The 1,416-nt window shown below is 70.6% G+C and carries 1 protein-coding gene; it reads right to left on the reverse strand.

Annotation, left to right across the window (positions count from 1 at the left end; translation table 11 throughout):
• Window positions 1–104: 104 nt before the first annotated feature.
• Window positions 105–1,337, reverse strand: a complete 1,233-nt coding sequence (locus E1212_RS29090; protein ID WP_131989027.1) for an integrase core domain-containing protein — start codon at window positions 1,335–1,337, stop codon at window positions 105–107.
• Between the last annotated feature and the right edge of the window lie 79 nt (window positions 1,338–1,416).

Raw genomic sequence — 1,416 nt, forward strand, 5'->3', positions numbered from 1 at the left:
GTGTGTGTTCCGGAGACATCGGTGACAAAGCGTTCGGGGACATGGGCGACAGTTCGGGTTGGTTGGCTTCCCGTCTTTGCAGTGTGTGCCGTGGTTCGGCGGTGTCAAGGTCGTTCGTCCTCGCTGTGCTGCGGGCGCTGCACCTTGACGCCTGCTCGCCGCGGCGCGGTGGGTGGTGACGGGGAGCCGCCGGGGACGAGGAAGGTGGTGATCTCGGCGGCGCCGTAGTAGATGTGCAGGCGGGCGCCGTGGTGGATCAGCCCGATCTGGACGCCGGCGAATCGGCTGCTCAGCTCGTAGTGCTGGTTGCGGTAGCTGAACCCGCCGCCGTGGTCGGTGTGGCGCAGCACGGCCCGGGCGGGGAACGTCTCGGCGGGGTCGAGTTCGACGCGGGGCAGCAGCACCGGCACACCGCGGCGGTAGATCCGGGCGGGCACGTCACCGTCGAGTTCGTCGTGCGGGCGGGCGTGGTTGTACTCGTCGCGGTGCCGGTCCAGCAGGACCTGCAGGGCCGCCAGATCGGTGGCGGGGGGTTCGTCTTGCAGCCAGTCCCGCACGGTGGCGTGGCTGCGTTCGACCTTGCCCTGGGTCTGCGGGTGCCAGGCCCGGCCATGGCTCAGCCCGATCCCGGCCGCCCGGGCCTGGCGTTCGAACTTGACCGTGCCGCCCTTCGTGCGGCCGGTGAAGGCCATGTCGTTGTCGGTCAGGATCCGCGCGGGCAGGCCGACCGCGGCGACGGTGTCGGCCAGCAGCTGCCAGGCCAGCTCGGTGCTCACCGTGGGCCCGGCCCGGGACGCGAGCACGTACCGGGAGTGGTCGTCGAGGATGTCGATCACCCACGCCAACGTCCCGCCTTCCAGGGCGTAGGCCCAGGCGTCGATCTGCCACAACAGGTTCGGCGCCCGAGCCCGGAACCGCCGCCACACCTGCCCGGGCGTCTGCGCCGCGACCCCGGCTCCCAGCGCCTCACCATGACGGATGAGCACCTGGTGGATCGTGGAGGCCGCCGGCAACCGGCCCCCGCCCAGCCGGTCCGGTTCGGCCCGCAACGCCCACCGGATCTTCCGCGCACCCCACCGCGGATGCTCCTTACGCACCCGAATGATCTCGTCCTCGACCCCCTGCGGCAGCATCGACGGCGAGGACAACGGGCGCCGCGAGCGCGGCACCAGCCCGGCCACCCCATCGACGCGATACCGCGACACATACCGCTGCATGGTCTGCCGGCACACCCCCAGACAGGCCGCCGCCTCGGCACAGGTCAGCTCCCGCCGGATCACCAGATCCACCAGATTCGCTCGAACGTCCACGACGTCCCACATCCCCACCGGTCCCATCCCCCCAGCATCGGACCATGATCAGGAACTGTCGCGGATGTCTCCGAACGCCCTGTCACACAAGTCCGCGGAACACACA

This window comes from Jiangella ureilytica (genome assembly GCF_004348545.1).
Classification (GTDB): Bacteria; Actinomycetota; Actinomycetes; order Jiangellales; family Jiangellaceae; genus Jiangella; species Jiangella ureilytica.

What these genes read in the sequence shown, in the direction of transcription:
- E1212_RS29090 (WP_131989027.1), bottom strand. Translation starts at nt 1,337, where the DNA reads ATGGGACCGGTGGGGATGTGGGACGTCGTGGACGTTCGAGCGAATCTG.